Origin of the sequence: Aeromonas sp. 602200 (genome assembly GCF_049173895.1) — a bacterium.
GTDB classification, from domain to species: domain Bacteria; phylum Pseudomonadota; class Gammaproteobacteria; order Enterobacterales; family Aeromonadaceae; genus Aeromonas; species Aeromonas veronii_A.
On record NZ_JAAKSL010000017.1, the window covers coordinates 73,269 to 95,808 of the forward strand.

Here is a 22,540-nt window from a genome sequence, read left to right on the forward strand (position 1 = left end):
GCTATTCTACGTTTTTAGCCGCCGGATCTCCAGCCATCGCCCGGTGGATCCAGCAAATAAGATCCTTGACTTTCAAGGATCCAGCGCCTTTGGATCGGATTTCATCCCCAAAGTTACCCACAGCTTGATCCACCGTCCGGATTAGTCGATCCCGTGCTTCTCTCCTGTTATTTCATATAACCAAATGTCATTTATTTTTTAAATTTTATTCCAATAACATCAGGGCCAAACCAGTTATTACAACTACAAATACAAGACATTGAGAGAGAGAAACACCATGAAAACATCCATCAAACTGATTTCCGGCGCAGCCATCCTGCTCGCCACCCTGTCCGGTCAGGCCATCGCCCAGGAGACCATCAAGGTCGGCATGTCTGGCAAATATTTCCCGTTCACCTTCGTCAAGCAGGACAAGCTGCAGGGCTTTGAAGTGGATATGTGGAACCAGATCGGCGAGCGTACCGGCTACAAGGTCGAATTCGTGACTGCCAGCTTCTCCGGCCTGTTCGGCATGCTGGAAACCGGCCGCATCGACACCATCTCCAACCAGATCACCATCACCGACGAGCGCAAGGCTAAGTACGACTTCTCCCAGCCTTACGTCTATGACGGCGCCCAGATCGTAGTACGCAAGGGCAACAGCACCATTCATGGCATCAAGGATCTGGAAGGCAAGAAGGTGGCCGTGAACCTGGGTTCCAACTTCGAAGAGCTGCTGCGCAAGAACGACCCGAACAAGAAGATCGATATCCGCACCTATGACTCCGCCTTCGAGCAGGATGTCGCCCTGGGTCGCATCGACGCCTTCGTGATGGACCGCGTCTCCACCGCCCAGCTGATCAAGGAGTCCAAGCTGCCGCTGCAACAGGCTGGCGCACCGTTCGAGACTATCGAGAACGCCCTGCCCTTCCTGAAGACCCCGGAGAAACAGGCGCTGCTGAAGAAGGTCGACGAGGCCCTGACTGCCATGCGCAAGGATGGCTCCCTGCGTCAGATCTCCGAGAAATGGTTCGCTTCCGACATCACCGACAAATAAATGATGGAATTTGACCTCGAATACACGCTGGGGCTGTTTCCCATCCTGCTCAAATACCTGGGCACCACGATGGAGATGGCCCTGTGGGGATTCGTGCTGGCACTCGTACTCTCGCTGGCCCTGGCGATAGTACGGGTGTTTCGCGTCCCCGCGATTCACTGGCTGGCGATGCTCTATATCTCGTTCTTTCGGGGTACACCGCTGCTCGTTCAGCTGTTCCTGCTCTACTACGGACTGCCGCAACTGTTCCCGATCTTCGTGGGGATGGATGCCTTTACCGCCGCCATCGTCGGTCTGACCCTGCACTTCGCCGCCTACATGGCCGAGTCGATCCGCGCAGCCATCCTCGGCATTCACAAAAGCCAGATGGAAGCGGCGCTCAGTATCGGCATGAGCCGTTATCAGGCGATGCAGCGGATCATCCTGCCGCAGGCGACCCGTATCGCCACCCCGTCGCTGATGAACTACTTCATCGACATGATCAAGAGCACCTCGCTGGCCTTCACCCTGGGGGTGGCCGAGATCATGGGCAAGGCGCAAATGGAAGCCTCCTCCTCCTTCAAGTTCTTCGAGAGCTTTATGGCGGTGGCGCTGATCTACTGGGTAGTGGTGATCTTCTTTACCCGCTTGCAGCATCTGCTGGAAATTCGTCTTAACCGTGCCTATTAAAGGAGGGCTCTCATGATCAAGCTAACCGGCCTCTCCAAGGCATATCACGGCAATCAGGTGCTCAACGGCATCGATCTGGAGGTCAAAAAGGGGGAAATTGTCGTCATCATCGGCCCCTCCGGCACCGGCAAGTCGACCCTGTTGCGCTGCCTGAACCTGCTGGAGACCCCGGATGCGGGCACCCTTGCCATCGACGATCTCAAGCTTAATCTGGCCAAGGCCAGCGAACAGCAGGCGATCGAGCTGCGCAAGCGGGCCTCCTTCGTGTTCCAGAACTACGCCCTTTTTGCCAACAAAACAGCGCTCGACAACATCGCCGAAGGGCTGATCACCGTCTGGAAGCAGCCAAAAGCGGAGGCCCGCGCCACAGCGCTCGGCATCCTCAAGGACATTGGTCTCGCCGACAAGCAGGATGCCTATCCGGCCTCCCTCTCCGGCGGCCAGCAGCAACGGGTCGGCATTGGTCGCGCCATGGCGGCACACTCCAAGGTGATCCTGTTTGACGAGCCCACCTCGGCCCTCGATCCCGAGTGGGTCGACGAGGTTTTGGGACTAATGAAAGAGTTGGCCCGCCAGCACCAGACCATGGTGGTGGTGACCCATGAGATTGAATTTGCTCGTGATGTTGCCGATCGGGTGATCTTCATGGAAGGGGGGCGGATCGTCGAGCAGGGCCCGCCGGATCAGATATTGGTCGATCCCAAGGATCCCCGTACCCGGGAGTTCTTGCGGAAAGTCCTTAAATAGCTCTCTCTTTGGCGGCCTGGCCGCCTTTTTTATTGAGGGATCCCTTGTTTAACCCCGGGTTGCCAGTATAATCCGGAGCCCTTGATCCTCTGGATCCTCACGCTCGGCAGTGGCCTTTTCAAGACCATGGCAGGATGAGAGGGAACGGCGGATTGACTAAAAGCCGAACTCTGTTTAGAATTCGGCCTCTTTTGCTAGTCGTCACACGCTATAGCTGGCGCGTCGGCTAAGTGTGACAATCAAAACTGTACAGAAATACGGAATCGAATCATGAAACGTACTTTTCAACCGTCCAACCTGAAGCGCAAGCGCTCTCACGGTTTCCGCGCCCGCATGGCAACTGCCAACGGTCGTAAAGTTCTGGCCGCTCGTCGTGCCAAGGGTCGTGCCCGCCTGGTAGTCTAATGCCTACCCAGCACACCTTCTCTCGGGAGTTACGTCTGTTAACTCCCGAACACTTCAAACGCGTTTTCGCCGAGCCTGTCCGGGCCGCCTCTCCGCAGATTACTCTTCTCGCCTCTCCCAATTCGCTCGAACACCCTCGTCTTGGTCTCGCTGTGCCCAAAAAAGCACTCAAGCGTGCCGTCTGGCGTAACCGTGTCAAACGGGTGGTCCGGGAAAGTTTCCGCCTCAAACAACATCAGCTGCCCGCTATCGACATCGTGGTGATCGCCAAGGCCGGTGTGAAAGAGATGGATAACGAGGAACTGTTCAAGTTACTGGAAAAGCTATGGCGCACTCTGTCACGCCGTTGCAATGGGTAGCTATCAAACTGATACGTCTGTATCAGCTAATCATTAGTCCCCTGCTGGGGCCGCGCTGCCGTTTTACCCCGACTTGTTCCCAATTTGCGATAGAAGCAATCCGACTTCACGGTTTCATAAAAGGCGTTTGGTTAGCCAGCAAACGTCTATTAAAATGCCATCCCTTATCCGAGGGTGGTTATGACCCGGTTCCGCAACCAAAGCGAAGAAACTGAAGACTATGGAATCACAACGCAATCTACTCCTGATCGGTTTGCTGTTCGTGAGCTTTTTGCTCTGGCAACAGTGGGAGTCCGACAAGGCTCCCAAGCCGGCCCCGACTACCGTGGCCCAAACCGAACATTTCGTACCTGAAGCCGGTCAATCCGGTGATATTCCTCAGGTTTCCGAGCAAGCCAATGCGACTGCCGCACGCAAGCTGATCACCGTCTCCTCCGACGTGCTCAAGCTGACTCTGGATACCCAGGGTGGCGACATCGTCTCTGCTGAACTGCTGGCCCACAAGCTGGAAGAAGGCAAGGATCAACCGTTCGTACTGCTGACCAGCAAGCCTGAGCACCTCTATATCGCCCAGAGCGGTCTGGTAGGTCGCAACGGTCCGGACAGTCAGGCCGAAGGTCGTCCTACCTATGAAGCCGCCCAGACCAGCTATCAGCTGGCCGATGGTCAGGATCAAGTCGTCGTTCCGATGACCTGGACCGACAGCAAGGGCGTGGTCTTCACCAAGGAGTTCATCCTCAAGCGTGGCGACTATGCCGTTGGCGTTGATTACAAGATCGACAACAAATCTGCCGAGCCGGTTCAGGTGCAGTTCTATGGTCAGCTGAAGCAGACCGTAGCCACACCGAAGGATCAGGAAGGTCATGCCATGGTAGCCAGCGCTTACCGTGGTGGTGCCTTCTCCACTGAAGATACCCGCTACAAGAAGTACACCTTCGACGAGATGAAGGATGCCGACCTGAACAAGACCACCAAGGGTGGTTGGGTCGCCATGCTGCAACACTACTTCGTCTCTGCCTGGGCACCAAATGCCGACGATACCAACAGCTTCTACAGCCGTGTGATCCCTGGTAAAGGCCAGGCCATCATCGGTTACAAGGCGCCGCTGGTTGACGTGGCTGCCGGCCAACAGGCTGAAGTAACCAGCAAGCTGTGGGTCGGTCCCAAGCTGCAAGACCAGATGGCCAAGGTGGCTAACCACCTCGACCTGACCGTCGACTACGGCTGGCTGTGGTTCATCGCCCAACCGCTGCACTGGCTGCTGACCGTGTTCCACGGTTTCGTCCAGAACTGGGGTCTGGCCATCATCATGCTGACCCTGCTGGTGCGCGGCATCATGTTCCCGCTGACCAAGGCCCAGTACACCTCCATGGCCAAGATGCGCATGCTGCAACCCAAGATTGCGGCCCTGCGCGAGCGCTTCGGCGATGACCGCCAGAAGATGTCTCAGGGCATGATGGAGCTGTACAAGAAGGAGAAGGTCAACCCGCTGGGTGGCTGCCTGCCGATCCTGGTTCAGATGCCGATCTTCATCGCCCTTTACTGGGCACTGATGGAGTCCGTCGAACTGCGTCACGCGCCGTTTGCCCTGTGGATCACTGACCTGTCAGTGAAGGACCCCTTCTTCGTGCTGCCAATCCTCATGGGTGCCTCCATGTGGTATCTGCAGAAGATGAGCCCGACCACCGTAACCGACCCGATGCAGCAGAAAGTGATGCAGTTCATGCCGATCATCTTCACTTTCATGTTCCTCTGGTTCCCGGCTGGCCTGACTCTCTACTGGCTGGTGAGCAACGTCATCTCCATCATCCAGCAGACCATCATCTATCGTCAGCTGGAGAAGAAAGGACTGCATTCACGCAGCTAATCTTCCCGTGATGACAAAAGAGGCGGCCTTCGGGTCGCCTTTTTTATTACAATGTCCCCACTACGTTTTCCTATCAGCGAACAAACGAGCCAAGCAAGATGACAACAGATACGATCGTGGCCCAGGCCACCGCGCCAGGCCGTGGTGGCGTCGGCATAGTCCGGGTCTCCGGCCCCGCCGCCGAACAGGTCGCCGGGATAGTGCTCGGCAAGCTCCCGCGGGTGCGCTACGCCGAATATCTGCCGTTCAAGGATGAGCAAGGCCAGGTACTGGATCAGGGCATCGCCCTGCTGTTCAAAGCACCCAACAGCTTTACCGGCGAGGATGTGCTGGAGCTGCAGGGCCACGGCGGCCCCGTCATCATGGACATGCTGATCCGCCGCATTCTGAAAATCGATGGCATCCGCCCTGCCCGCCCCGGCGAGTTCAGCGAGCGCGCCTTCATCAACGACAAGCTGGATCTGGCCCAGGCCGAAGCTATCGCTGACCTGATTGAAGCCTCCAGCGAACAGGCCGCCCGCAGCGCCATGCACTCCCTGCAGGGGCAGTTCTCCAGCAAAATCCAGCAACTGGTGGAGAGCCTGATCCGGCTGCGCATCTACGTGGAAGCGGCCATCGACTTCCCGGACGAGGAGATCGACTTCCTCTCCGACGGCAAGGTGGCGGGCGACCTCTACGCCATCATGTCCGAGCTGGACGACGTGCGCGGGGAAGCCAAACAGGGCGCCCTGCTGCGGGAAGGGATGAAGGTGGTGATCGCCGGTCGCCCCAACGCCGGCAAATCGAGCCTGCTAAATGCCCTGGCGGGCCGTGAGTCGGCCATCGTCACCGAGATTGCCGGTACCACCCGCGACGTGCTGCGCGAACATATCCATCTCGATGGCATGCCGCTGCACATCATCGACACCGCCGGTCTGCGCGACACTCAGGACAAGGTGGAGCAGATCGGTATCGAGCGCGCCTGGGCCGAGATCGAACAGGCCGATCGGGTGCTGTTTATGGTGGATGGCACCACCACGGACGCGGTTGACCCGCGAGAGATCTGGCCGGAATTTGTTGATCGGTTGCCAAAAAACATCGGCCTCACCGTGATTCGCAACAAGGCCGACCTGACCGGCGAGGATCTGGCACCGAGCCAGGAGCTGGGCCACGCCGTCTACCGCATCTCCGCCAAAACCGAGCTGGGGCTGCCCGCCCTGCGCGAGCACCTGAAAGCCTGCATGGGCTTCCAGGGCAACACCGAAGGGGGCTTTATGGCCCGCCGCCGCCATCTGGATGCACTGGAGCGCGCCGCCGAGCGCCTGCTGGTAGCCAAAGATCAGCTGGAAGTGTTCGTGGCTGGCGAGCTGGTGGCCGAAGAGTTGCGCCTGGCGCAGGAGTCCCTCTCCGAGATCACCGGCGAATTCAGCTCCGACGATCTGCTGGGCCGCATCTTCTCCAGCTTCTGCATCGGCAAGTAAGCCGGTTCGGCAAACAATAAAAAGCCCGGGCTAATCCCGGGCTTTTTATTGTGCGTTTTTTGTCCGCGAACCTAGAGGCGACGCAGGCACCACATGAAGTAAGCGCCCCCTAACAAGGTGGATACCAGCCCGACCGGCACCTCCTGCGGGAAGAGGATCTGCTGACCGACCCAGTCCGCCGATACCATCAACAGGGCGCCGGAAGCGGCGGCCCCAAGCAGGTGCCAGCGTGCCCGCACCAGCCCCATCAGCTTGGCCATATGCGGCGCCAGCAGGCCGACGAAGGAGAGCGGCCCCACCACCAGGGTGGCACTGGCGGTGAGCATAGCCACCAGCAGCAGGATGGCAAGCTGGGCACGGTTGAGGCGAATACCGAGTGCAGTGGCTACCGCCGCCCCCATCGGCAGCAGATCGAGCCAGCGGCTCACCAGCAGGCTGGCGGCAAGCATCAACAGCGCCAGCCCCACCAGCCCATAGGCCACCGGCAGGGTGACGTAATAGGTGGAGCCGGACATCCAGGAGAGCAGTTGCTGCACCCGCATGTCGCCGTTGGCTAGCGCGATGGCCTGCAGCGGCTCAAACAACGCTGTGATGGCGATACCTGAGAGCAGGATCCGCTCCGGCTGGAAGCCGTGCTTGCGATTGACCACCACTAGCAGCAAGAGACAAGCGAAGGCACCGAGCAGGCCACCGACCAGCATCAGCGGCAGGGGCAATGCAGGCAGCAACAACGCCGTCGCTATCACCCCCATAAAAGTGCCGCCGCTCACCCCCAGCAGCTCCGGGCTCGCCATAGGATTGTTGCTGACCCGCTGCAACAGGGTGCCCGCCAGCGCCAGCAGCACACCAGCCGCCCCCGCAGCCAGAGTGCGCGGCAACCGCCACTCCAGCTGGGCCTGCCAGCGGAGCCAGCTTGGCCAGCACCAGCCCGTCATTCCCTGCCCAACCAGCAGGGAGGCGACCACGGCCAGCAGCAGCCCGACCAGCAACAGGCCAATAAGGCGAGCCGGCGCCGGATGGCGGGCCACCAGCAGGCCGGCGTTTGCCTTTGGCGTACCCGACTTGATGCCAAGGCGCGGGATCAGCCAGAGCAGCAGCGGCGCGCCCAGCAGGGCGGTCATGGCGCCGGTGGGGATCAAGACCGGCCAGAAGCGGCTCAGACTCTGCAGCAGCAGATCGGTCGCCGCCAGCAGCAGGGCGCCGAGGATCGGAGCCCACAGCAGTCGCTGGCCGAGCTGGCGGATCCCGAGCAGCCGCACCATGGCGGGTGCCGCCAGCCCGATAAAGCCGATCAGCCCCACCACGCTCACCACGCAAGCGGTGACAAACACCGCCAGCCCCAGTCCGGCAAAACGCAGATGCTGCAGGGATACCCCCAGACTGCGGGCGCTGGCATCATCCAGCTCCAGCACCGCCAGCGGGCGTACCAGTACCGAAGCCAGCGCAGCAGCTGCCAGCAGGCGGGGCAATAGGTAACTCACCCCGCTCCAGCTGTTCTGCACTAGCGAGCCACTGCCCCACACCAGCAAGCCTTTCAGCTCCTCCTGAAAGAACAGCAAGAGCCCCATGCTGATGGCCGCCAGATAGAGGTTGATCACCAGCCCGGCAAAGACGATGACCACCGGATTGAGCTGGCGACGCCAGGCCAGGGCAAACACCAGTGCCATCGCAAGGCTACCGCCGGCCATGGCGATCCACTCCCGCCCCAGCAGCAGCCAGGAGGGGGCAAACAGGGTCACCATCATCAACGCCAGTTGGGCACCGGAGGCCACCCCCAAGGTGGTCGGTGACGCGAGCGGGTTGCGCAGCACCTGCTGCATCAGGGTGCCTGCCAGCCCGAGCGCCGCCCCGGCCAGCAGGGTGACAACCAGGCGGGGTAGCCAGCTGAAATGCACCACCGCTTGGCTGACGTCATTCAGATTGGGGGCGAACAGGCTCTGCCACCAGAGCGCACCGGGCAGCTGGCGAGCCAGCTCCCAATACGCGAGCAAGAGGGTCAACCCCAGCAGGATCGAGACCGGCCGCAGCAGCGGCGATGTGAGCAGTCGCTTCATCGGCTAGCCTCCATACGCTCGACATCTTGCAGCAATGCATCGCTGAGCAGACCGGCGAAACGGCGGGCGGCCAATACGCCGCCAAAACTCCAGACCGCAGGCAGATGCAGCACGGGCGCCTGCCGTACCAGCGGCAGATGCTGCCACAGCCCAGGCTCCTGCAGCCGTTCGCTCACTCCGACCGGGATGGGATCGACCACCACCAGCCGCGCGGTTGGCAAGGTCATAAACTGCTCGATGCTGACCACCGAGAAACCCCAGTCATTGGTCTGCTCCTGCCAGCCATTACGCAGCCCGAGCCGCGTCATCACCGCATCGAACAGGCTGTGGCGACCAAACACCCGCACATGGCGCTCATCGATAAACTGCACCACCAGCAGGGGCGGCAGATCCGCAGGCAATCTGGCCTGCATGCTGGCGAGATCACGATCCAGCCCGGCCAGCAGCCGTTCGCCCTCGGCGGTTTTGCCCACCATGCGGGCGAGGGTCAGGGTCACCTCGTGCAGTCTCTGCCACAGATCGGTTTGCCCATCATAGAGGGCGATGGTGCTCACCGGCGCGATGCGGGAAAGAGTTGGCGCCAGCGGGGCCGCCAGCGGCGAGATGAGGATGCGATCGGGTTTGAGCTCCGCCAGCAGCTCACGGTTGGGCTGGGTGCGCAGGCCGATATCCACCACTCCGGCAGGTAGCCGTGGCTCGCCGACCCATGCCTGATAGGGGCCTGCATCCCCAACGGCCAGCGGCGTCACCCCGAGCGCCAGCAGGGTCTCGGCGATGGTCCAGTCGACGGTGGCGATACGGGGTAGCGGCGCAGAGGCGATCGGGGATGTGTCGGCCTGCGCCGCTAGTGGCAGCAGCAGGCTGATAAGGCAGGGTGCCATCTTCTTCAATAAACGGTTCAAGAGAGCCCCCCGGTCAGACGATGGCGATGGGATGAGCATGGGCCGGGTGGCGAATGACCTCCATCGGAATGCCATAGATAGCGTGCAGGGTCTCGCTGGTCATGATCCCCTCAGGTTCGCCGTGGGTAAGCAGGCGGCCGGAGTGGAGCGCCACCAGCCGATCACAGAAGCGGGAGACCATATTGATGTCGTGAATGACGATGATGACCCCAAGGTTTAGCTGACGGCTCAACTGCTTGACCAGCGTCAGCACCTCCACCTGATGGGCCACATCCAGCGCGGCCAGCGGCTCGTCCAGCAGGATGAAGCGGCTCTCCTGGGCCAGCAGCATCGCCAGCCAGACCCGGCCCCGCTCGCCGCCGGAGAGGGTATCCACCAGCCGATCGGCAAAGCGTTCGGTATGGGTAAGGGCGATGGCCCGCTCGACCTGACGGTGATCCTCCGCCCCCATCCGGCCCAGCAGGCCGCGCCAGGGGTAACGGCCCATCTCCACCAGCTCCCGCCCGAGCAGGTTCTCGGCGCTCGGCAGATGCTGGGGCAAATAGGCCACCTGACGGGCAAACTCCCGGTTGCCCCAGTCGAGCAGCGGCTTGCCATCGAACAGGATCTCGCCATCACTCAAGGGTTGCTGGCGGGCCAGCAGCTTGAGCAGGGTCGATTTGCCCGACCCATTGTGGCCGATGAGGCCATAGACCTGTCCCTGCTCGAAACGCAGGTCGGTGGGGTGCAGCAGCGTGCGGTCATTGACCGTGAAGCTGGCTGATTTCATCTCGAACATAAGCAATTCCTGTGCTGGCTTGTCGCCAGTCTCATCGGTGCCGGCATCAAGCCGGTACCTCGCAATCCAGATGGGCGATCGCATCGCGGCTCACTTCGGCGCGGCGCGCCCCGGTCAGTTCGGTGAGTTTTCCCTGCCGCATCTCCAGCAGGCGATCGGCCAGCGGGAAATAGTGATCATCGTGACTGATGGCAATCACCGTCTTGCCCATCTCCTTGAGGCGCGGCAGCAGCACCTGATAGAAGATGCGGCGGAACTGGGGATCCTGATCTGCGGCCCACTCGTCAAACAGCATCACCTCGCGCTGCTCGGCCAGCGCCAGCAGCAGAGCGACCCGCTTGCGCTGCCCTTGGGAGAGAGCGATATCGGCTATAAAGCCATCCTCGATGGTGAGCTTGCTGCCCATCTGCAACCGCTCCAGCCACTCGGCCACCAGCTCATCCTTGGGTTCCGGCCCCAGCAGGTGCTGGAACAGGTGATAGTCGGTGAAGATGGCAGAGAAGAGCGCCAGATAGCCGTTGCGATCGGTGATCGGCTCACCATCCAGCAGGATGCGGCCCGATACAGGCTGGTAGAGGCCGGTCAACAGCATGGCCAGGGTCGACTTGCCGGATCCATTGCCACCGATGATGAAGATCTGCTCCCCCTTTTCGATGACCAGATCGATGGGGCCAACGGCAAAGCCGCCCTCCCCCTGATAGTGAAAGCTCACCTGCTCCAGCTCGATACGCTGCCAGGGGCGGATGGCGGGCGGCAGCGGGAAGTCCGCATCCGGCTCGGCCAGATTGAGGGCGGCGATCTTGTCGAACGCCACCTGAGCGGCAAGCAGGGTCGGCAGGGCGCCAATCCCCTGCAACAGCGGGGTGCGCAGGAACAGCAGGGTCAGCGCAAAGGTAGCAGCCACATTGGTGTTGGCCCAGCCAAGGCCGTTGGCCAGAAAGAAGACCAGACCGATCGCCCCCAGCATCATGATATTCGACCAGTTCACCGCGCTCAGGTGATAGGTGTCGGCGCGGATGATCTGCTGGCGGTAGTCACGGGCATTTTGCTCATAGAGCTGGTGATAGACGAAGTGAGCCCGCTCGCGGTTGAGCGCCAGCTCCTTGCTGCCGGCGATGATGGCCTGATAGTTCTGATAGAGCCGATCTTCGGCCTGACGCATGTGGGAGAGATGGCGATAAACACGGTTCACCAGCAACCAGCCCACCACCATGGTGACGGTGACCCAGAGCGCGGTCACCCCGAGCAACGCAGGAGAGAGCCAGCCGAGATAGAGGGCAGAACCCAGCGTGAGCACCAGCCCCTGCACCAGCTCAGGCAGGCGCACGAAGGCGATGGTGATCTGGCCGATATCGCTGGAGAGGGAGGCCAGCAGCGGCCCCTGACCAATCTGGCGGATGCGGGCGACATCGGTATCCAGCAGTTGCTTGAGCAGACGGCCGCGCAACCGGTAGACAAAATGGTGACCGAGAGTGGTCAGGGCCAGCTGAGATCCGAGTGTGATCACCAGCAGCAGCACAATCAGACCGACCAGCTGACCGAGGATCGGCAGCGGATCACCTATAGATTCGATAAGAGACTGATTGATAAAAGCAATGACGCCAATCCCGCTGACGGCACTGAGCAGACTGAGCAGGGTGATGGCGATAAAAGGCCAACGATATTGGCGATAAACCAGAGACAAGAGTTCCATAAAGGACCGGTATTCCAGAGAGATCAGAACAACTGCGGGTGAAAAGAAGGGCGGGAATCCGGTTCCCGCCCGACTTCGATTACCAGCGGTAGTTGATGCTGCCCACTACGCTGCGCGGCTCGCCGTAGTAGCAGTAATAGTCACAACTGGCCACGTAGGTTTCACCCAGCAGGTTGTTGACGTTGAGCTGGGCGCGCCAGTTCTTGGCAAAGTCATACCCGATCATCGCATCCCAGACGGTATGGGCCGGCACCTCGGCAGAGCCGTAGATGGGGGTGAAATCCGCATTCACGGCGCCAATACCCACGCTGGAACCGATATAACGTACACCGGTACCCAGCTCCAGACCCGAAGCCACCCCTTGCTGCACCTTGTAGTTACCCCAGAAGGAGGCCTGGTGGCGCGGGATCAGGCTGGCACGGCGATCGCCACTGCCTGTGTCGTTGGTTTTGGCATCGGTGTAGGTATAAGCAGCGGTCAGACGCAGCGCATCTGTCACCTGCACGCTCCCTTCCAGCTCAATCCCCTGAGAGGTCACTTCACCCGCCTGGGTCTGCTGGCCGGAACCGGTAGAGACCAGCGAGTTGGTCTGGGCCAGATCGAACAGCGCCAGATTGATGTAACCGTCGAGGAAGGCAGGCGCATACTTAACGCCGGTCTCGTAGAGCTTGCCCTTGAGCGGCTTGTAGGAGTTTCGGGTGTTAGGATCGATCCCCGGCAGCACCTCGAACGACTCGGCATAGGCAAAGTAGGGAGAGAGGCCGTTGTCAGCCAGATACATCAGGCTGCCCGAGAGGGATAGCTCGTGATCGTACTGGCGCTCGTCCTTGCTGGTATTGGTGTTGTGGGTCTCCACATAGTCGAAACGGCCACCGGCAGTCAGCAACCAGCGATCGTCCCAGCGGATCTGGTGCTGGGCATAGAGACCGCTCTGGCCCTTGCTGCTCTTCTGGTGAGTGGCGGTCGACTCGTCAAAACCGGGGAAGCCGCTGTAATCCGGGTTCATGGTATTGATGGAGCCCATACCGTAGTTGTCGGCCTCGACCCCTTCATTGACATGACGCTGCAGATCAACCCCCAGCAACAAGGTCTGCTCGGTGCTGTCGGTGTTCCAGTAGCCCACCATCTGGTTGTCCATGGTGGCACTCTTGGTATTGCCATCGCGGTAAACCAGGCCACGACTGGCGGTTGTGCCTTCATAGGTCGGGAAGATATAGGTCTGGCGCAGCAGCAGATCGTTGTAGTTGAAGCGGACGTTCTGCTTGAACTCCCAGGTCTGGTTGAGCTGGTGGGCCAGCTCGTAACCGGTGGAGAGCTGGGTATTGCGGTTGCGATCGTAATCCGGCTGGCTCAGGTTGGTGGAGGGATCAATCTGGCCACCTGACGTATTCAGGGTGCCATAGACCGGGAAGAAGCCGTTGGTCGGGACCCCTTCGTCGTGCAGAAAACTGGCCAGCAGGGTCAGGCTGGTACGATCCGAAAGATCGAAGGTGACGCTGGGAGCCAGATAAACCCGATCGTTGTAAGTGCCGGTAAGCACCCCATCACGCTCTTTATAAAGAGCAACCATGCGGTAGCGGCTGTTCTCGGAGAGCGCGTCAGAGACGTCCACCCCGACTTGACGATGATCCCGGCTGCCAAGCTGCAGATCCACCTGCCCTTGCGGCGTGGCGGTCGGTCGCTTGCTGATGGCATTGATCACCCCGCCCGGAGGCGCCTCACCGTAAAGGATCGAGGCTGGCCCCTTCAGCACTTCCACACTCTCCAGACCAAACGGTTCCGGCGTCCAGACGTAGTAGCCGGTGCCAAACAACCGGTTGCCATCCAGATAAGAGGCGGCATCGAAGCCACGTACCTTGAACCAGTCGGTGTTGTTGTCTGAGCCATAGAGGCCGGTCAATACGCCGGAACGGTAGCGAATCGCTTCATCCAGCTGCAACACGGCGTGCTGATCCAGTTCCTCGCGATTAACCACGGAGACGGCGCGAGGGGTCTCGGCCATCGGCACTTCCACCTTCATGGCCGTACCGGTCACCACCATGGTTTCGCTGGCTTTGGGCAGCTCAGCGGTGGTTTGTTCAGCCATCAGCGGCAGAGAGACGAGCAAACCGGAGAGCGAAAGCACGCCGAAGGCGCCCTTCTTGCCGGGTCCTGTTGTGTATTTTTGCGCAATCATATTAAAGTCTCGTTTATCAATGAGTTATGTTGTTTTAATTGTTATTTGTGGTCGTTTGTCACGACATCACCCTGTTCCATGGGCGAATAAAGCAGCGCAATCCTACTACAGGAGCCGTGATCGAATCGATTCAATAATTGCTAATCATTTGCATCTACATTGTTATCTGGCTGCATCGTTGGCAGGATTTCGCGGGAGATGGGAGCCATCAGGAGAGCTATGAGCGGAGAAGAAAATGGAGAGGAATATAAAGAAGCAGAAAAAAGATCGGCAGGATGGATCCGATGGCATTATCTGACTGGATCCATTATCCCCAAGCTTTATCCATATTTATCCACACCCTTTGGCGGTAGAATCCGGCTTTCCGTTTCTTTGTCTGAAATCAGGATCCATTCCATGGCCAAACTCAATCTCGTCGTCGGCTCCATGCTGGGCGCCGCCGAATATGTCGCAGACCACGTCGCCAACCTGCTGGAACAGGCTGGCCACCAGACCCGGATCCACAACCCGGCCAAGCTGGCAGAGGTACTGGATGATGCGGGATCCATCCTGCTGGTGGTCACTTCCACCCATGGTGCCGGGGATGTGCCCGACAACCTGCAACCCTTCGCCAAGGATCTTGCCGAGCAGCATCCGGATCTTAATTCATTGAAATATGGCGTGATCGCCCTTGGTGACAGCAGTTATGACACCTTTTGCCAGGGCGGCAAGACGCTGGATCGCCTGCTGGCCGAGTGCGGAGCCAGCCGGATTGGCGAGCGACTCGACATCGATGTGACCCAACACGAGATCCCCGAAGATGCCGCAGAAGTGTGGATCCGCGACTGGATGACGATGATCGCCTGATCGGCGTGCGGGAGATCCTGAAAAAAAGCTTGATCTCCCCACTTATCCCCAGATCGACTATCCACCATGTTATTAACAGATTGATCCGGGGGAGTTGTTCTACAAGGTTACCCACAACGCCCAGGGGTAATGTGCATAACTACGGTGTAAAGCTCTGTAAAACCTATAGTTATCCATGTATTAGATCCAGACCGACAGACATCTGTGTATAAAAGTCCTGGTTATCCCCTCGTTCACCGGGCCAGGATCCAAGCTTTTCCACAAGCTAGGATCGTCCTTAAATTAATGATCTTTATGATCAAAAAGTGCTTATCAACAGAAAGGGCGGATCCTAATAAGAGATCCAGTAAAAGATCGATCTAAAGATCCTTAAGATCTAATTAGTGGATCCTCCCTTCATACTGAACGTTAAGTAGACGTTCCCCTCAGGACGCGAAACAGATAGAATGTTCCGCCCTTTAGCCCAGGCAAATAAAGATCTTCAGGCGTGCAGATCAAGGTGATCCCAATGCAATACCATGAACAATTTGATGTGATCGTCGTCGGTGGCGGTCATGCCGGAACCGAAGCAGCAACAGCGGCAGCCCGTATGGGCATGAACACCCTGTTGCTGACCCACAATATCGATACGCTGGGACACATGTCCTGTAATCCGGCGATCGGCGGGATCGGCAAGGGACACCTGGTCAAGGAAGTTGACGCACTCGGCGGGATCATGGCGCGTGCCATCGATCTTGGCGGGATCCAGTTCCGCACCCTCAACTCCTCCAAGGGCCCGGCAGTGCGAGCCACTCGTGCCCAGGCGGATCGCCTGCTCTACAAGGCCGTCGTTCGCCAGATGCTGGAAAACTACCCGAACCTGAAGATCTTCCAGCAGGCTTGTGACGATCTGATCATGGATGGGGATCGTGTTGCCGGTGTGGTCACCCAAAGCGGGATCCGCATCAGCGGCAAGACTGTGGTGCTGACGGTCGGTACCTTCCTGAATGGTTTGATCCACATCGGGATGGAAAACTACAAGGGCGGTCGTGCCGGGGATCCTCCCTCGATCGCTCTGGCCCAGCGCCTGCGTGAACTGCCGCTGCGCATCGATCGTCTCAAGACGGGCACCCCTCCGCGCATCGATGCCCGCAGCGTCGATTTCTCCGTCATGCAGGAACAGCACGGTGACGATCCGCGTCCGGTATTCTCTTTCATCGGTGATGCCAGCCAGCATCCCCGTCAGGTGCCCTGCTACGTTACCCATACCAACGAGCGCACCCACGATGTGATCCGCAATAACCTGGATCGCAGCCCCATGTACGCCGGGGTGATCGAGGGGATCGGCCCGCGTTACTGCCCGTCGATCGAAGACAAGATCACCCGTTTCGCCGACAAGACGGCGCACCAGATCTTCGTCGAGCCGGAAGGCCTGACCACCCACGAACTCTATCCGAACGGGATCTCCACCAGCCTGCCGTTTGACGTGCAGGTGCAGATCGTCCGTTCCGTGCGTGGCTTCGAGAACGCTCACATCACCCGCCCCGGCTATGCCATCGAATATGATTTCTTCGATCCGCGGGATCTCAAGGCCAACATGGAGAGCAAGTGCATTCCAAACTTGTTCTTTGCTGGCCAGATCAACGGTACGACCGGTTATGAAGAGGCGGCGGCGCAAGGCCTGATGGCCGGTCTGAACGCCGCGCTGCGTGCCCAGGACAAGGATCCCTGGAACCCGCGTCGGGATCAGGCCTACATGGGCGTGATGATGGACGATCTCTCCACCCTGGGGACCCGCGAGCCTTACCGCATGTTCACCAGCCGCGCCGAATACCGCCTGCTGCTGCGGGAAGACAACGCCGATATCCGTCTGACCGCCATCGGTCGCGAGCTGGGTCTGGTAGATGACGAGCGCTGGGGCAAATTCAACGCCAAGATGGAACAGGTCGAGCTGGAGCGTCAGCGCATGCGTTCAACCTGGATCCACCCGCAACATCCGTCACTGGAAGCGGTCAACGCCCTGGTCAACACCCCGCTGACCCGCGAACAGAGTCTGGAAGAGCTGCTGCGTCGTCCCGAGGTGACCTATGATGCGCTGATGGCCATCGAGGGTGTCGGCCCTTCCGTGACCGATCCTGCTGCGGCCGAACAGGTTGAGATCCAGATCAAGTACGCCGGTTACATCGAGCGTCAGCACGATGAAGTGGAGAAGCAGCTGCGCAACGAGAACACCCTGCTGCCGCTGGATCTGGACTATCGCGAGGTGAACGGCCTCTCCAACGAGGTGAAAGCCAAGCTGAACGATGCCAAGCCGCAGACCATTGGTCAGGCTTCCCGCATCTCCGGTATCACCCCGGCGGCCATATCCATCCTGCTGGTTCACCTGAAAAAACACGGCCTGCTGCGTAAAACCGCCTGAGGATTCTTACCGTTGGAAAATATGCTGGAAAGATTGAACGGCCTGCTCATGCAGGCCGGAATTGTTATCACCGATACCCAAAAGAGCCAACTGGTGCAGTTGGTCGAGTTGCTGCACAAGTGGAACAAGGCTTACAATCTCACCTCGGTGCGAGATCCGGACGCCATGCTGGTCAAGCATATCCTCGATAGCCTGGTGGTAAGCCCCCACTTGCACGGTGAGCGCTTCATCGACGTGGGGACAGGTCCCGGCCTGCCGGGATTGCCGCTGGCGATCATCAATCCGGACAAGCAGTTCGTTCTGCTAGACAGTCTGGGCAAACGGATCAACTTCATCCGCCAGGTCATTCTGGAGCTGGGGTTGACCAATGTGACGCCGATCAAATCCCGGGTGGAAGAGTATCAACCCGAAGTCGGGTTTGATGGTGTACTCAGCAGAGCGTTCGCTTCGCTAGAGGACATGCTGAGCTGGTGTCACCACCTGCCGTCAGAACAGGGCAGCTTCCTCGCGCTCAAGGGACAATATCCCGCAGAGGAGCTGGCCCAGTTGCCTGCCAATATCCGTCTGGTAGCCTGTCATGAGCTGCGGGTGCCGGAGCTGGAAGGCGAACGTCATCTGCTGGAATTCAAACATATCCAGCCCGAATAGGGTCGCAGTTTCATTTAGGGGATAGTGTGGGAAAAGTCATTGCCATAGCCAACCAGAAGGGTGGAGTGGGTAAAACCACCACCTGTGTGAACCTGGCCGCCTCCATGGCCGCCACCCGGCGCAAGGTGCTGGTGATCGATCTGGATCCGCAGGGCAATGCCACCATGGGCAGCGGCGTCGACAAGTACGAAGTCGAGCGCACCGCCTATGAGCTGCTGATCGAAGATGCTCCCATCAGCGAGGTGATCATACCCGAAACTTCCGGTGGTTATCACCTGATCGCCGCCAACGCCGACGTGACCGCAGCCGAAATCCGCCTGATGGAGTTTTTCGCCCGCGAGATCCGTCTGCGTAATGCGCTGGCCTCGGTGCGGGACAAGTACGACTACGTCTTCATCGACTGCCCACCTTCCCTCAACATGCTGACCGTGAATGCCATGGCCGCCGCCGACTCCGTGCTGGTGCCCATGCAGTGCGAATACTATGCGCTGGAGGGGCTCACCGCCTTGGTCGACACCATCAGCAAGCTGGCCGCCGTGGTCAATCCCGATCTCAAGATCGAAGGTGTGCTGCGTACCATGTACGATCACCGCAACCGGCTGGCCAATGATGTGTCCGATCAGCTAAAACAGCATTTCGGCGACAAGGTCTACCGCACCATCATTCCCCGCAACGTCAGACTGGCGGAGGCGCCGAGTTTCGGTGCGCCGGCCATGCACTATGACAAATCATCGGTGGGCGCCAAGGCCTACCTGGCTCTGGCTGGCGAGATCCTGCGCCGCCAGGAGCAGGAACGTCAGGCGACCATCGCAGACCGAGAGAGCATATGACTCCGAAAAAACGTGGACTGGGCAAGGGGCTGGATGCCCTGCTCAGTACCAGCACGGCTGCCCGCCAGAAACAGGTGATGAGCGATCAACGTACTGAAGAGGCCATGGCCCCCACCAATCAGGGAGAGCTGCGCAAGCTGCCGGTGGAGTGGTTGCAGTCCGGCAAGTACCAGCCCCGCAAAGACATGTCCCAGGATGCACTGGAAGAGCTTGCCAACTCCATCCGCGCCCAGGGGGTGATCCAGCCCATCGTGGTACGCCCTCTCGGCGAACAATCCTTCGAAATCATCGCCGGTGAACGGCGCTGGCGCGCGTCCCAGCTGGCGCGGCTTGAGGTGGTGCCCTGCATCGTCAAGGATGTACCCGACGAGGCTGCGGTGGCCATCGCGCTGATTGAGAACATCCAGCGTGAAGATCTCAACGCCATCGAAGAGGCTGTCGCCCTGCAGCGACTGCTGACCGAATTTGAACTCACCCACCAGCAGGTGGCCGAGGCGGTGGGCAAGTCCCGCACCACGGTGACCAACCTGCTGCGCCTCAACCAGCTCAACGATGACGTGAAGCGTTTCGTCGAGCATGGTGACCTCGATATGGGCCATGCCCGTGCCCTGCTGGCACTGAGCGGCCAGGCCCAGTCTGAACTGGCCAAGCTGGTTGCCCAGAAGGGGCTGACCGTACGCGATACCGAGAAGCTGGTGCAAAAAGCGCTCGAACCGGCAAAAGCCAGGGTCGAACCGGCCCGTGATCCGCAGATCGGCTACCTGGAGCGCCAACTGGCAGAAAAAATTGGCAATCAGGTGCAACTTCAGCCTGGCAAGCGGGATAGCGGGAAGTTAGTAATAAGTTACGAGAATTTGTCCGATTTGGACCGTATATTGGGCTATTTTGGCGTGTCGGAATCGTGATTTTTACGCTTTTTGTAGTAATAAAACATCCATTCCTTTTGATATGACCATAACCCTGATTTGCCGCGGAAAGCCGCAAAAATTAAGGATTTTTGTCATATTGCAATAGCTGCCCTCAAGGGTATAATTTGACCGGCTTTAAGAGCTGTTAACATGGGGTCTTCGGATCCCGATTTTTTACAGTTCTGTAATGTTCAGGGGTAGGTTGGTGAAGCAGAAAATAGCCTTGGAAGGTTTGACACTGGCCTTGGTTATGCTCGTTTGTCAGCTCATCCTGATCCTGGCGATGAGTGCCGTCTGGTTTTACCTGACTGGTGCCAGCGCCGGTTATTCCGCCCTCTACGGAGGGGGGATGTACTGGGTTCCTCAAGCCTTGTTTACTGTCTGGGTGCTGCGCCGCAAGGTGACAACCGAGAGTGTGGGCCTGGTTTTGCGGGACTTTTATGGTGGGGCAGGGATTAAGCTCATTTCTACAACAGGTCTATTCGCCCTGATGTTTGGTGCGGGAGTCGAGGTCGTTACCGTCTCGTTTTTCGCCACTTATATCCTCGCCCTCGTTGTACAGTGGATGGTTTCATTCACGCTTAACAACCACTATTAGGAAAACTCATGTCTGCAACCGGAGAAGTCCTGACTCCTCAGGGATATATCTCCCACCACCTGACCCACCTTCAAGTCGGGTCCGGGTTCTGGACGGTCAATATCGACTCAATGGTATTTTCCGTCGTGCTAGGCGCCCTGTTTATCCTGCTGTTCCGCAAAGTAGCCGTTAACGCTACCAGCGGGGTGCCGGGTAAGCTGCAGTGCTTTGTGGAGATGCTGGTCGAGTTTGTGAATGGTAACGTCAAAGACATCTTTCACGGTCGCAACAAGGTCATCGCACCTTTGGGGCTGACGGTGTTTGTGTGGATCTTCCTGATGAACTTCATGGATCTGATCCCCGTTGACTTTATCCCTCACGCTGCACAATTGATGGGTATTCCCTATCTGCGTGTGGTTCCCTCTGCTGACGTTAACATCACCATGTCCATGGCTTTGGGCGTGTTCTTCTTGATCCTGTATTACAGCATCAAGGTCAAGGGTATCGGCGGGTTTGTGAAGGAGCTGACGCTTCAGCCTTTCAATCACCCGGCGGCCATCCCGGTTAACCTCATCCTGGAAACTGTTACGCTGATTTCCAAACCTGTTTCTCTGGGTCTTCGACTGTTCGGCAACATGTATGCTGGCGAACTGATCTTTATCCTGATTGCTGGTTTGTTACCCTGGTGGTCACAGTGGATCCTGTCCGTGCCTTGGGCAATTTTCCACATCCTGATCATCACTTTGCAGGCATTCATTTTCATGGTTCTGACCATCGTCTATCTGTCGATGGCGCAGGAAGACCATGGTTGATGCAACTCAAATAATCCTTTTTTATACAATCAATTACATCTAAATAACTGGAGATCCTCATGGAAAACTTGAACATGGACCTGCTGTACATCGCTGCTGCAATGATGATGGGTCTGGCTGCTATCGGCGCTTCCATCGGTATCGGTATCCTGGGTGGCAAGTTCCTGGAAGGTGCTGCTCGTCAACCGGATCTGATCCCTGTTCTGCGTACCCAGTTCTTCATCGTAATGGGTCTGGTGGATGCGATCCCGATGATCGCCGTTGGTCTGGGTCTGTACGTGATGTTTGCGGTTGCTGGCTAAGTCGTTACGACTCTCCAGACATAACCCATTAACTAACTTAAGAGGACATCGGCTGTGAATATCAATGCCACCCTCCTCGGCCAAGCAATTGCTTTTTTCTTCTTCGTAGTGTTTTGCATGAAGTACGTATGGCCGCCGCTGATTGCTGCCATCGAAGCCCGTCAGAAAGCTATTGCTGACGGTCTCTCTTCTGCCGAACGAGCCAAGAAAGATCTGGATTTGGCCAAGGCCAACGCCGTCGATCAGCTGAAAGAAGCCAAGCTGCAGGCTGCTGAAATCATTGAACAGGCCAACAAACGCAAGGCCCAGATCATTGATGAGGCAACTGTCGGTGCTCAGGCTGAGCGGGAAAAAATCCTGGCTCAAGGCCGTGCCGAGATTGAAGCTGAACGTCATCGTGCCAAAGAGGAACTGCGCAAGCAGGTTGCTGCTCTTGCCATTGCGGGTGCAGAGAAGATCCTGGCGCGCCAAATCGACCAGGCTGCCAACAGCGACATCGTCGACAAACTGGTAGCTGAACTGTAACGGGAACGGGGCTATGTCTGAACTGACTACAATCGCTCGCCCCTACGCCAAGGCTGCTTTCGAGTTTGCCGTTGAGCACAAGGCGGTTGATCAGTGGCTGGGGATGCTCAGCTTCGCTGCGGAAGTAGTGAAGAACGAGACCATCCACTCCCTGGTTAACGGCTCTGTGGCTGCCGACGAGCTGGCAAAACTGTTTGTCAGCATCTGCGGGGAGCAACTCGACGAGCATGGCCAGAACCTGATCCGGGTAATGGCAGAGAATGGTCGCTTGGGTGTGCTGCCGGCGGTCGTTGCCGAATTTGTGGTGTTCAAGTCTGAACTGGACAAAGAAGTTCAGGCTGACGTGATTTCGGCGATTGCACTGACCGACCAGCAGAAAGCCAATATTCAGGCTTCTCTGGAACAACGTCTCGCGCGCAAAGTGAAGCTGAATTGCAGCATCGACGCGTCCTTGATGGCCGGGGTGCTCATCAAGGCCGGTGATCTGGTTATCGACGGAACTGTCCGCGGCAAGCTGGATCGCATGGCTGACGCGCTGCAATCTTGAT

23 protein-coding genes are annotated in these 22,540 nt (G+C 58.5%); 18 read left to right on the forward strand and 5 right to left on the reverse strand.

The genetic code is table 11. The features are described from left to right. Nucleotides 1-277 precede the first annotated feature (277 nt). From G5221_RS17760 to mnmE, 8 genes are all read left to right on the forward strand, one after another. A complete protein-coding gene (locus G5221_RS17760; protein WP_005339308.1) occupies nucleotides 278-1,036 on the forward strand; it encodes an amino acid ABC transporter substrate-binding protein in 759 nt (252 codons plus the stop codon). Continuing rightward, the gene (locus G5221_RS17765; protein ID WP_265061851.1) at nucleotides 1,037-1,705 is read left to right on the forward strand and encodes an amino acid ABC transporter permease; all 669 of its coding nucleotides are present in this window, start codon (nucleotides 1,037-1,039) and stop codon (nucleotides 1,703-1,705) included. A 12-nt stretch (nucleotides 1,706-1,717) separates the two neighbouring features. Further along, a complete protein-coding gene (locus G5221_RS17770) occupies nucleotides 1,718-2,452 on the forward strand; it encodes an amino acid ABC transporter ATP-binding protein (protein ID WP_040068428.1) in 735 nt (244 codons plus the stop codon). Nucleotides 2,453-2,722: 270 nt separating this feature from the next. After that, nucleotides 2,723-2,857 carry a 50S ribosomal protein L34 gene (gene rpmH, locus G5221_RS17775; RefSeq protein ID WP_005307156.1) on the forward strand — a complete coding sequence of 45 codons (135 nt, stop codon included), beginning with the start codon at nucleotides 2,723-2,725 and terminating at the stop codon, nucleotides 2,855-2,857. Further along, nucleotides 2,857-3,216, forward strand: a complete 360-nt coding sequence (gene rnpA, locus G5221_RS17780) for a ribonuclease P protein component (protein WP_005342318.1) — start codon at nucleotides 2,857-2,859, stop codon at nucleotides 3,214-3,216. Before rpmH ends, rnpA begins: the two co-directional genes overlap by 1 nt. Then, nucleotides 3,183-3,431, forward strand: a complete 249-nt coding sequence (gene yidD, locus G5221_RS17785) for a membrane protein insertion efficiency factor YidD (RefSeq protein WP_010672280.1) — start codon at nucleotides 3,183-3,185, stop codon at nucleotides 3,429-3,431. The genes rnpA and yidD overlap by 34 nt, the downstream gene beginning before the upstream one ends. Nucleotides 3,432-3,436: 5 nt before the next feature. Further along, the gene (gene yidC, locus G5221_RS17790) at nucleotides 3,437-5,083 is read left to right on the forward strand and encodes a membrane protein insertase YidC (protein WP_421263650.1); all 1,647 of its coding nucleotides are present in this window, start codon (nucleotides 3,437-3,439) and stop codon (nucleotides 5,081-5,083) included. Between the two features lie 98 nt (nucleotides 5,084-5,181). Further along, nucleotides 5,182-6,543, forward strand: coding sequence for a tRNA uridine-5-carboxymethylaminomethyl(34) synthesis GTPase MnmE (gene mnmE, locus G5221_RS17795; protein WP_421263651.1), 1,362 nt, complete (start codon nucleotides 5,182-5,184; stop codon nucleotides 6,541-6,543). 71 nt (nucleotides 6,544-6,614) lie between these two features. Here the strand turns inward: mnmE and fhuB are convergent, their stop codons facing one another. The 5 genes from fhuB to G5221_RS17820 form a co-directional block, all read right to left on the reverse strand. Next, nucleotides 6,615-8,597 (reverse strand): Fe(3+)-hydroxamate ABC transporter permease FhuB, encoded by a 1,983-nt coding sequence (gene fhuB / locus G5221_RS17800; RefSeq protein WP_421263652.1) that lies wholly within the window; start codon nucleotides 8,595-8,597, stop codon nucleotides 6,615-6,617. Beyond that, complete coding sequence (locus tag G5221_RS17805) at nucleotides 8,594-9,478, reverse strand: ABC transporter substrate-binding protein (protein ID WP_216963988.1); 885 nt, start codon at nucleotides 9,476-9,478, stop codon at nucleotides 8,594-8,596. Before G5221_RS17805 ends, fhuB begins: the two co-directional genes overlap by 4 nt. Before the next feature lie 34 nt (nucleotides 9,479-9,512). Further along, complete coding sequence (locus G5221_RS17810) at nucleotides 9,513-10,277, reverse strand: ATP-binding cassette domain-containing protein (RefSeq protein WP_421263653.1); 765 nt, start codon at nucleotides 10,275-10,277, stop codon at nucleotides 9,513-9,515. A 46-nt stretch (nucleotides 10,278-10,323) separates the two neighbouring features. Then, nucleotides 10,324-11,970 (reverse strand): multidrug ABC transporter permease/ATP-binding protein, encoded by a 1,647-nt coding sequence (locus tag G5221_RS17815; protein ID WP_421223542.1) that lies wholly within the window; start codon nucleotides 11,968-11,970, stop codon nucleotides 10,324-10,326. A gap of 79 nt (nucleotides 11,971-12,049) precedes the next feature. Beyond that, nucleotides 12,050-14,146: a TonB-dependent siderophore receptor gene (locus tag G5221_RS17820; protein WP_421263654.1), complete on the reverse strand. Its 2,097-nt coding sequence runs from the start codon at nucleotides 14,144-14,146 to the stop codon at nucleotides 12,050-12,052. Nucleotides 14,147-14,542: 396 nt separating this feature from the next. Between G5221_RS17820 and mioC the strand changes: the two genes are divergently transcribed. The 10 genes from mioC (at nucleotide 14,543) to atpH (ending at nucleotide 22,539) form a co-directional block, all read left to right on the forward strand. Next, entirely contained in the window at nucleotides 14,543-14,992 is a 450-nt protein-coding gene (gene mioC, locus G5221_RS17825) for an FMN-binding protein MioC (protein ID WP_033138545.1), read from the forward strand. A gap of 508 nt (nucleotides 14,993-15,500) precedes the next feature. Continuing rightward, a complete protein-coding gene (gene mnmG / locus G5221_RS17830) occupies nucleotides 15,501-17,390 on the forward strand; it encodes a tRNA uridine-5-carboxymethylaminomethyl(34) synthesis enzyme MnmG (RefSeq protein ID WP_421263655.1) in 1,890 nt (629 codons plus the stop codon). Between the two features lie 21 nt (nucleotides 17,391-17,411). Next, nucleotides 17,412-18,038 carry a 16S rRNA (guanine(527)-N(7))-methyltransferase RsmG gene (rsmG, locus tag G5221_RS17835; RefSeq protein WP_033115246.1) on the forward strand — a complete coding sequence of 209 codons (627 nt, stop codon included), beginning with the start codon at nucleotides 17,412-17,414 and terminating at the stop codon, nucleotides 18,036-18,038. Between the two features lie 26 nt (nucleotides 18,039-18,064). Further along, nucleotides 18,065-18,868 (forward strand): ParA family protein, encoded by an 804-nt coding sequence (locus tag G5221_RS17840; protein ID WP_216952494.1) that lies wholly within the window; start codon nucleotides 18,065-18,067, stop codon nucleotides 18,866-18,868. Further along, nucleotides 18,865-19,773: a ParB/RepB/Spo0J family partition protein gene (locus G5221_RS17845; RefSeq protein ID WP_005342343.1), complete on the forward strand. Its 909-nt coding sequence runs from the start codon at nucleotides 18,865-18,867 to the stop codon at nucleotides 19,771-19,773. Before G5221_RS17840 ends, G5221_RS17845 begins: the two co-directional genes overlap by 4 nt. 190 nt (nucleotides 19,774-19,963) lie before the next feature. Further along, nucleotides 19,964-20,374, forward strand: coding sequence for an ATP synthase subunit I (locus tag G5221_RS17850; RefSeq protein WP_019445506.1), 411 nt, complete (start codon nucleotides 19,964-19,966; stop codon nucleotides 20,372-20,374). An 8-nt stretch (nucleotides 20,375-20,382) separates the two neighbouring features. After that, nucleotides 20,383-21,165: a F0F1 ATP synthase subunit A gene (gene atpB, locus G5221_RS17855; protein WP_005339335.1), complete on the forward strand. Its 783-nt coding sequence runs from the start codon at nucleotides 20,383-20,385 to the stop codon at nucleotides 21,163-21,165. A gap of 59 nt (nucleotides 21,166-21,224) precedes the next feature. Further along, nucleotides 21,225-21,467, forward strand: a complete 243-nt coding sequence (atpE, locus tag G5221_RS17860) for a F0F1 ATP synthase subunit C (protein WP_005307205.1) — start codon at nucleotides 21,225-21,227, stop codon at nucleotides 21,465-21,467. A gap of 54 nt (nucleotides 21,468-21,521) precedes the next feature. Continuing rightward, nucleotides 21,522-21,992: a F0F1 ATP synthase subunit B gene (atpF, locus tag G5221_RS17865; protein ID WP_421251609.1), complete on the forward strand. Its 471-nt coding sequence runs from the start codon at nucleotides 21,522-21,524 to the stop codon at nucleotides 21,990-21,992. A 13-nt stretch (nucleotides 21,993-22,005) separates the two neighbouring features. Next, nucleotides 22,006-22,539, forward strand: coding sequence for a F0F1 ATP synthase subunit delta (gene atpH, locus G5221_RS17870; RefSeq protein ID WP_204480539.1), 534 nt, complete (start codon nucleotides 22,006-22,008; stop codon nucleotides 22,537-22,539). Nucleotide 22,540 lies beyond the last annotated feature (1 nt).

Excerpts from the sequence above, each read along its gene's own strand:
- G5221_RS17760 (WP_005339308.1), top strand. The coding sequence starts at position 278 with ATGAAAACATCCATCAAACTGATTTCCGGCGCAGCCATCCTGCTCGCC.
- G5221_RS17765 (WP_265061851.1), top strand. The coding sequence starts at position 1,037 with ATGATGGAATTTGACCTCGAATACACGCTGGGGCTGTTTCCCATCCTG.
- G5221_RS17770 (WP_040068428.1), top strand. The coding sequence starts at position 1,718 with ATGATCAAGCTAACCGGCCTCTCCAAGGCATATCACGGCAATCAGGTG.
- rpmH (WP_005307156.1), top strand. The coding sequence starts at position 2,723 with ATGAAACGTACTTTTCAACCGTCCAACCTGAAGCGCAAGCGCTCTCAC.
- rnpA (WP_005342318.1), top strand. The coding sequence starts at position 2,857 with ATGCCTACCCAGCACACCTTCTCTCGGGAGTTACGTCTGTTAACTCCC.
- yidD (WP_010672280.1), top strand. The coding sequence starts at position 3,183 with ATGGCGCACTCTGTCACGCCGTTGCAATGGGTAGCTATCAAACTGATA.
- yidC (WP_421263650.1), top strand. The coding sequence starts at position 3,437 with ATGGAATCACAACGCAATCTACTCCTGATCGGTTTGCTGTTCGTGAGC.
- mnmE (WP_421263651.1), top strand. The coding sequence starts at position 5,182 with ATGACAACAGATACGATCGTGGCCCAGGCCACCGCGCCAGGCCGTGGT.
- fhuB (WP_421263652.1), bottom strand. The coding sequence starts at position 8,597 with ATGAAGCGACTGCTCACATCGCCGCTGCTGCGGCCGGTCTCGATCCTG.
- G5221_RS17805 (WP_216963988.1), bottom strand. The coding sequence starts at position 9,478 with ATGGCACCCTGCCTTATCAGCCTGCTGCTGCCACTAGCGGCGCAGGCC.
- G5221_RS17810 (WP_421263653.1), bottom strand. The coding sequence starts at position 10,277 with ATGTTCGAGATGAAATCAGCCAGCTTCACGGTCAATGACCGCACGCTG.
- G5221_RS17815 (WP_421223542.1), bottom strand. The coding sequence starts at position 11,970 with ATGGAACTCTTGTCTCTGGTTTATCGCCAATATCGTTGGCCTTTTATC.
- G5221_RS17820 (WP_421263654.1), bottom strand. The coding sequence starts at position 14,146 with ATGATTGCGCAAAAATACACAACAGGACCCGGCAAGAAGGGCGCCTTC.
- mioC (WP_033138545.1), top strand. The coding sequence starts at position 14,543 with ATGGCCAAACTCAATCTCGTCGTCGGCTCCATGCTGGGCGCCGCCGAA.
- mnmG (WP_421263655.1), top strand. The coding sequence starts at position 15,501 with ATGCAATACCATGAACAATTTGATGTGATCGTCGTCGGTGGCGGTCAT.
- rsmG (WP_033115246.1), top strand. The coding sequence starts at position 17,412 with ATGCTGGAAAGATTGAACGGCCTGCTCATGCAGGCCGGAATTGTTATC.
- G5221_RS17845 (WP_005342343.1), top strand. The coding sequence starts at position 18,865 with ATGACTCCGAAAAAACGTGGACTGGGCAAGGGGCTGGATGCCCTGCTC.
- G5221_RS17850 (WP_019445506.1), top strand. The coding sequence starts at position 19,964 with ATGTTCAGGGGTAGGTTGGTGAAGCAGAAAATAGCCTTGGAAGGTTTG.
- atpB (WP_005339335.1), top strand. The coding sequence starts at position 20,383 with ATGTCTGCAACCGGAGAAGTCCTGACTCCTCAGGGATATATCTCCCAC.
- atpE (WP_005307205.1), top strand. The coding sequence starts at position 21,225 with ATGGAAAACTTGAACATGGACCTGCTGTACATCGCTGCTGCAATGATG.
- atpH (WP_204480539.1), top strand. The coding sequence starts at position 22,006 with ATGTCTGAACTGACTACAATCGCTCGCCCCTACGCCAAGGCTGCTTTC.